The sequence below is a fragment of the Sphingopyxis sp. SCN 67-31 genome (genome assembly GCF_001725095.1).
This window is the reverse complement of the sequence record NZ_MEFH01000158.1, coordinates 1-6,671: the sequence shown is the minus strand read 5'-3', so window position 1 is coordinate 6,671 and position 6,671 is coordinate 1. Positions and strand designations below refer to the sequence as shown.

8 protein-coding genes are annotated in these 6,671 nt (G+C 66.6%); 7 read left to right on the top strand and 1 reads right to left on the bottom strand.

Going from position 1 to position 6,671, the window contains the following annotated elements:
• Positions 1 to 189: 189 nt before the first annotated feature.
• From ABS88_RS22465 to ABS88_RS22435, 7 genes are all read left to right on the top strand, one after another.
• Positions 190 to 414, top strand: coding sequence for a DUF1272 domain-containing protein (locus tag ABS88_RS22465; RefSeq protein ID WP_003051183.1), 225 nt, complete (start codon positions 190 to 192; stop codon positions 412 to 414).
• Positions 411 to 1,553 carry a bifunctional hydroxymethylpyrimidine kinase/phosphomethylpyrimidine kinase gene (thiD, locus tag ABS88_RS22460; protein ID WP_286750632.1) on the top strand — a complete coding sequence of 381 codons (1,143 nt, stop codon included), beginning with the start codon at positions 411 to 413 and terminating at the stop codon, positions 1,551 to 1,553. The genes ABS88_RS22465 and thiD overlap by 4 nt, the downstream gene beginning before the upstream one ends.
• A complete protein-coding gene (gene rnhB, locus ABS88_RS22455) occupies positions 1,550 to 2,107 on the top strand; it encodes a ribonuclease HII (protein ID WP_058811756.1) in 558 nt (185 codons plus the stop codon). Before thiD ends, rnhB begins: the two co-directional genes overlap by 4 nt.
• Before the next feature lie 16 nt (positions 2,108 to 2,123).
• Complete coding sequence (locus tag ABS88_RS22450) at positions 2,124 to 3,017, top strand: oxidoreductase (protein ID WP_286750631.1); 894 nt, start codon at positions 2,124 to 2,126, stop codon at positions 3,015 to 3,017.
• 237 nt (positions 3,018 to 3,254) lie between these two features.
• A complete protein-coding gene (locus tag ABS88_RS22445) occupies positions 3,255 to 4,394 on the top strand; it encodes a site-specific DNA-methyltransferase (protein ID WP_286750630.1) in 1,140 nt (379 codons plus the stop codon).
• A gap of 108 nt (positions 4,395 to 4,502) precedes the next feature.
• A complete protein-coding gene (gene folP, locus ABS88_RS22440) occupies positions 4,503 to 5,633 on the top strand; it encodes a dihydropteroate synthase (RefSeq protein WP_286750629.1) in 1,131 nt (376 codons plus the stop codon).
• Between the two features lie 97 nt (positions 5,634 to 5,730).
• Positions 5,731 to 6,111 carry a baeRF12 domain-containing protein gene (locus ABS88_RS22435; RefSeq protein ID WP_058811748.1) on the top strand — a complete coding sequence of 127 codons (381 nt, stop codon included), beginning with the start codon at positions 5,731 to 5,733 and terminating at the stop codon, positions 6,109 to 6,111.
• On the opposite strand, the gene ABS88_RS22430 is transcribed toward ABS88_RS22435, so the two are convergent.
• Positions 6,108 to 6,671, bottom strand: a 564-nt coding sequence (locus ABS88_RS22430) for an AAA-type ATPase lid domain-containing protein (RefSeq protein ID WP_286750628.1), incomplete at its 5' end; no start/stop codon positions are given. The genes ABS88_RS22435 and ABS88_RS22430 overlap by 4 nt on opposite strands.

The window sequence follows — 6,671 nt, the reverse complement described above, 5'->3', positions numbered from 1 at the left end:
GGTGAGGTTGAACAGGTGGTCGACATGATCTGCGACGCGGTGCGCGCGGCGGCGGCGAATTGAAAACCGAATAGTCTCACCCCGTTCGTGCTGAGCTTGTCGAGGCACCATTCTCTTCTCTATGAGCGGAGCAGGAAGAACGGCCCCCTCCGACAAGCTTGGGGCGAACGGTTTTTAAGGAATATATACATGCTTGAGATGCGACCCGATTGCGAACGCTGCGGCCGTGATTTGCCCGCGGACATCCACGGCGCCTTCATCTGCTCGTTCGAGTGCACCTTTTGCGCGACCTGCGCCGACAAGCTCGACGAACGCTGCCCCAATTGCGGCGGCGACCTGCTCGACCGTCCGCTGCGCGAAGGCGCTGCGCTGGCGAAATTCCCCGCTTCGACGGAGCGAAAGTTCAAGCGTTGACCGCACGCGTTCTGATTATCGCCGGCTCCGATAGCGGCGGCGGTGCGGGCATTCAGGCGGATATCAAGACCGTCACCATGCTCGGCGGCCATGCGATGACCGCGATCACCGCGATCACCGCGCAGAATACGATGGGTGTGCAGGGCGTCCACGCTGTCCCGGCCGAGATGGTGCTGATGCAGATCGACAGCGTCGTCGCCGACATCGGCGTCGACGCGGTGAAGATCGGCATGATCGGCAGCGCGGCAACCGCGGCGGCGGTCGCCGAACGGCTTCGCCGGCCCGACATGGCCGGGGCCGCGGTGGTGTTCGACCCGGTCATGGTCGCCACCAGCGGATCGGTGCTTGCTGACGCCGACACGATCCGCGCGTTCGAGGCGCTGCTCGACCGGGCGGCGGTGGCGACGCCCAATCTTGGCGAGCTGGCGGCGCTCGGCGGCGAGGCGGCGGTGCTGGCGCATGGCTGCGCGCTGCTCGCCAAGGGCGGGCATGGCGAAGGCGACACCGTGGTCGACCGGCTGATCGAAGCCGATGCGGGCGAAGTGGCGCGCTGGGAAGCCCCGCGTATAGCGACGATGAACACCCACGGTACCGGCTGCACGCTTGCCAGCGCGATCGCGACCGGGCTGGCGCAGGGTATGCCGCTCGAGCCCGCGGTGGCGCGCGCACGCGACTTCGTGCGGTTGGCGCTGATGGATGCGCCCGGATTGGGCGAGGGGCATGGCCCGATGGGGCAGCAGGGGGTGCGGAACGACGGGCTGTTTACCGGCCCCGCACTCAACCAGATCACCCTGCCGGCGACCGATTATGCGGCGTCGGTGGCCTTCTACAAACAGATGGGGTTGACCCAGATCGTCGATAGCAGCGCAAATGGCTATGCCCGCTTCGAGGCGGCGAACGGCGTCACCCTCTCGATTCATGTCGGCGACGGCGACGCGGGCGGAACGACCACCTATCTGGAAAGCGGCGCGCTCGACGCCTGGGTCGCCTATCTCGCGCGGCGCGGGGTGCGCTTCGACCAGATGCCGCGCGACGAGGAATGGGGCTGGCGCGAGGCGCGGTTGACCGATCCCGCGGGCAATCGTCTGTGCCTCTATCAGGCGGGTGAATACCGGCGTTATCCGCCGTGGCGGATATGATCGTCGTCGGCGTCGACGAGGCGGGGCGCGGACCGCTCGCGGGTCCGGTGGTCGCGGCCGCGGTGATCCTGTGCGACGACGGGATCGACGGTCTCGACGACAGCAAGAAATTGAGCGCGAAGCGCCGTGCCGCGCTGGAGATCGAAATCAAGGCGCGTTGCCGCTGGGGCGTCGGCGAAGCGAGCGTGACCGAGATCGACAGCATCAACATTTTGCAGGCGACTTTCCTTGCGATGACGCGCGCGGTCGAGGCACTGGGGGTCGAGCCCGGCGAGGTGCTGGTCGACGGCAATCGCCTGCCCAGATGGCGCTGGCGCGCGCAGGCGATCGTCGACGGCGATGCGCTGCACCCTTGTATTTCGGCGGCGAGCATCATCGCCAAGGAGCATCGCGACCGCTTTATGGCCGACGCGGCGCGCCGCTTTCCCGGTTTTGGCTGGGAGACGAATATGGGCTATGGCACCGCGCAGCATCTGGCGGCGCTGCGGCAATTGGGGCCGACGCCGCTCCACCGCGCGAGCTTTGCGCCGGTCGCACAGCTGACGCTGATCTGACGGACGGGAGAGGGCGATGAGCGGATTTACGGCAGAGCATGTATCCGCGCAGACCGGTCGCCGCTTCCTCGTCACCGGCGCCAATGCCGGCATCGGTTTCGAAGTCGCGCGCATCCTGGCGGCGCGCGGAGCGGCGGTGGTGCTTGCCTGCCGCGACGCAGCGCGCGCCGAGGCGGCAATGGCGCGCATCGCGGACGATGTTCCCGGCGCCGACCTGTCCTTCGTGCGGCTCGATCTCGCCGATCTCGATCAGGTTCGCGAGGCGGCGGCCGTGGTACGCGCCGGGCCGCGCATCGACGTCCTCGTCAACAATGCGGGCGTCATGATCCCGCCGCGGTCGCTGACCGCGCAGGGCTTCGAATTGCAGTTCGGGGTCAATCACCTCGGCACCTTTGCCTTTACCGGCTTGATACATGGTCATGTCGACGACCGGATCGTCGTTACCGCCAGCCTGGCGCACAAGAGCGGAACGATCGACTTCAGCGATCTCGATGCCCGGCGCGGCTATCATGGCTGGTCGCGCTATCAGGCGAGCAAGCTCGCCAATCTGTCCTATATGTTCGAGCTTGATCGCCGGCTGGGCGCGGCGGGGCGGGCGACGCAGGCGATCGGTGCGCATCCGGGCGTCGCGCTCACCGAGCTGACGCGCCACCTGCCATGGCCGCTGCGGTCGATGACGCCGCTGGCCACGCCCTTCTTCAACAGCGCGGCGCAGGGCGCCTGGCCGACCTTGCAGGCGGCAACCGGCGCCCATGTGCAGGGCGGCGACTATCTGGGACCGCAGGGGCTGGGCGAGATCAGCGGCGCGTCGGGACCCGCGCGCGCGACCAAGGCGGCGCGCGACCCGAAGCTGGGGCGCGAATTGTGGGAGCGTTCGGTCGACCTCACCGGGGTCGATCCGGGAATTTGAACACGAATGGCGCTTGGTTGGGCGCCAAATCGAAAAAAATCTGCCGCTGAGTCCTGACGGCCACACCACCAGTGGTTGAGTCCCCGAGTCGCGCGAGACTCCATATGTCGTGGCAGACTCCTTTCGTTCTCGGCGCGTTAACCATTTCGAGAGGCGGAATCCCTAGAATCCTGCGCTTGACGGCGGACTCCGCCGGACTCATCAGGGGCTTCTTTCGGACAAGGACAGGGGCGAAACATGGGTGTTATGGAACGGGTCAAGGCGCCGGCCGCAAAACAGCGGACGCCGAAAGCGGCCCCGCTCGATCTGCCGCTGGACAGCATCCTGCAAGGCGACTGCATCGCCATGATGCGCAGCCTGCCGGCGGCATCGGTCGACATGATTTTCGCCGACCCGCCCTATAACCTCCAGCTCGGCGGGGATCTACACCGTCCCGACGGCAGCCAGGTCGACGCCGTCGATGATGATTGGGACAAGTTCGACAGTCTCGGGGCCTATGATCGTTTCACCCATGCGTGGCTCAAGGAAGCGAAGCGCATCCTGAAACCCAATGGCAGCATCTGGGTGATCGGCAGCTATCACAACATCTTCCGCGTCGGCACCGCGCTTCAGGACAATGGCTATTGGATCCTGAACGATATCGTGTGGCGCAAGGCGAACCCGATGCCCAATTTCAAGGGCACGCGCTTTACCAATGCGCACGAGACGCTGATCTGGGCCTCGATGGGCGAAAAGTCGCGCTACACCTTCAATTATCGCGCGATGAAGACGCTCAACGACGAACTTCAGATGCGCTCCGACTGGCTGATCCCGATCTGCGGCGGTCAGGAACGGCTCAAGAAGGGCGGCACGAAAGTGCACCCGACGCAGAAGCCCGAGGCGCTGTTGTATCGCATCCTGCTCGCCTGCTCGAACCCCGGCGACGTGATCCTCGACCCGTTTTTCGGCACCGGAACCACGGGCGCGGTCGCGAAGCGCCTCGGCCGCCGCTTCATCGGCATCGAACGCGAGGACGGCTATATCGAAGCGGCAAAGGAGCGCATCGAAATGGCGCTGCCGCTCGACGAAAGCACGGTGCGGACGATGATGGCGCCCAAGGCCGCAACGCGCGTCGCCTTCGGCACGCTGGTCGAATGCGGCATGATTGCACCGGGAACGACGCTCACCGATACGAAGCGCCGCTGGAAGGCGGTGGTGCGTGTCGACGGCAGTCTGGAATGCGAGGGGCAACCCGCGGGGTCGATCCACAAGGTCGGCGCGGGCGTGCAGGGCGCGCCGAGCTGCAACGGCTGGACATTCTGGCACGTCGATACGGGCAAGGAATTGCGCGTGATCGACACGGTGCGGCAGGACTGGTTGCTCGCGAACGAGGCATAAGCCTATTCGTCCCCGCGAAGGCGGGGGGCCGTTGGCCAGATCGCCTTGCCGCGCCGCGACAAGCCGACTACGGCCCCGCCTCCGCGGGGGCGACGGGAAAGGGATTGCATGTTCGTTCCACTCACCAAGCCGGACTTCGGCACGACATGGGAGGATGCGCGCGTCTACCTCCGCCCGACCTGCTTCGTCGATCGGCCGCACGAACTTGACGAGCATTGCCTGCGCCTCGCCGACGCGATGATCTGGTTCGCGGCCTGGCATGTCAGCCTGCGCGATAATGACATGATCCGCTCGGTGGTGGTGCCGGTGGCCGACCTCGACGACTGGATTGCCGCGATGCCCAGCCGGCTCGCCGAGGCAGCGCGCGCGCAGCGGGCCGCGACCCAACGACCGCGCGGCGCGCTCACGCTGGGCGCGCGCACGGTAAGGCTCGGCGAGCCGCAGATCATGGGCATCCTCAACGTCACGCCCGACAGCTTTTCCGACGGCGGCAAGACAGTCGATGAGGCGGCGGCGATCGAGGCCGGTTTCGCCATGGCCTCGGCAGGGGCGGCGATCGTCGATGTCGGGGGGGAATCGACCCGGCCCGGCGCGCCGCTGGTCTGGGAAGGCGACGAGGTCAAGCGCGTGGAAAATGTCGTCGCGGCGCTCGCGCGCGGCGGAACCGCGGTGTCGATCGACACGCGCAAGGCGGCGGTCATGGAGGCGGCGCTCGCCGCCGGGGCGACGATCGTCAACGATATTTCGGCGCTGCGCTACGACGACCGCGCGACGGAGGTCGTGGCGCGCGCAGGCTGCGCCGTCGTGCTGATGCACGCGCCGTCGGCAAAGAGCGATCCGCACGAAGGCGGCACCTACGCGCATGTCCTGTTCGATGTTTACGACATGCTCGCCGAGCGTGTCGCGGACTGCATCGCGGCGGGCATCGACCCCGCAAAGATCATCGTCGATCCGGGCATCGGCTTCGGCAAGGGGGTCGCCGACAATTTGGCGCTGATCAATGGCCTTGCGCTCTTCCACACCCTCGGCTGCCCGCTGCTTTTCGGGGCGAGCCGCAAGCGCCTGATCGGTGCACTGGACAACGAAGCCCCTGCAGACCAGCGCCTTGGCGGCACGGTCGCGCTTCATTATCAGGCTGCGACGCAGGGCGTACAGTTGCTGCGGGTGCATGATGTGGCCGAAAACCGGCAGGCGCTGCGGGTGTGGCGCGGGCTGCGGGATGCGGCGCTGACCGCCTGAGTTCCTCCATCGGTCGCGGGAGAGGAAACCCTGCAGCACTGTCATGCGTCCCCTTCTTGAAGGCCCGCTCCGATTGCGGGCTCCGAAGGAGACTTTCATGCAACTTCCCCATGGCGCCCATGTCGCCGTTGCCGACGGCAACCGCTTCGTTCTGTTTCGCAACGATGGCGATGCCGACCTTATCAACCTTGTCGATGCGGCCAGCCCGGAGGTCGACGCCGGAAACCGCGGCGGCGCGAAGCCCGAACCGCGCGACCTTGACGAGCGGGGACACGCCGCGGGCGTCGCGGCGCTTCTTAACAAGCGCATCCTCGACAACGAAATCGAAAAGCTGCTCGTGATTGCCGATCCGCACACGCTCGGCGTGATGCGCGGGCATTATCATCGCGAACTGGAAAAGCGGCTGGTCGGCGAACTCGCCAAGACGCTGACCAACGCCGACACGGCGCAGATCGAGCAGGCGATCGGCGCGGCTTAGGCCGCGGTGTCGATCCCCAGATCGCTGAGCTTGCGATACAGCGTCGAGCGCCCGATCCCGAGCCGGCGGGCGACTTCGCTCATGCGGCCGCGGTAATGGCCGATGGCGAGGCGGATGACATCGGCTTCGATATCCTCGAGCGGACGAAGATTGCCGTCGGGGAGGTAGAGGGTGATGCCGATCGCCTCGCCGTTGATCGCGACATTGGCGTCTCCGCTCACGCTGCCGCCCAGGGCGGATTCGATCGCCTTGAAGTCGGCACTCGTCAGCACGTCGGTCTTGCTTTCGACCGCCGCACGGAAGAGCACGTCCTGCAACTGACGGACATTGCCCGGCCAGGCATAGGCGGCGAGCAGGCGTAGCGCATCGTCGGTGATGCCGATCGGGCCCATGCCGGGCAGGCCGCCGATGCGCGTGAGCAGATGGCGGGCGAGCGGCCCGACATCGCCGCGCCGTTCGGAAAGCGAGGGCAGGGTGAATTGCGCGGTCGACAGCGCGTAGAACAGGTCTTCGCGGAAATGTCCCGCCTCGATCAGCTTGTCGAGCGGGCTGGCGCTCGT

Excerpts from the sequence above, each read along its gene's own strand:
- ABS88_RS22465 (WP_003051183.1), top strand. The coding sequence starts at position 190 with ATGCTTGAGATGCGACCCGATTGCGAACGCTGCGGCCGTGATTTGCCC.
- rnhB (WP_058811756.1), top strand. The coding sequence starts at position 1,550 with ATGATCGTCGTCGGCGTCGACGAGGCGGGGCGCGGACCGCTCGCGGGT.
- ABS88_RS22450 (WP_286750631.1), top strand. The coding sequence starts at position 2,124 with ATGAGCGGATTTACGGCAGAGCATGTATCCGCGCAGACCGGTCGCCGC.
- ABS88_RS22445 (WP_286750630.1), top strand. The coding sequence starts at position 3,255 with ATGGGTGTTATGGAACGGGTCAAGGCGCCGGCCGCAAAACAGCGGACG.
- folP (WP_286750629.1), top strand. The coding sequence starts at position 4,503 with ATGTTCGTTCCACTCACCAAGCCGGACTTCGGCACGACATGGGAGGAT.
- ABS88_RS22435 (WP_058811748.1), top strand. The coding sequence starts at position 5,731 with ATGCAACTTCCCCATGGCGCCCATGTCGCCGTTGCCGACGGCAACCGC.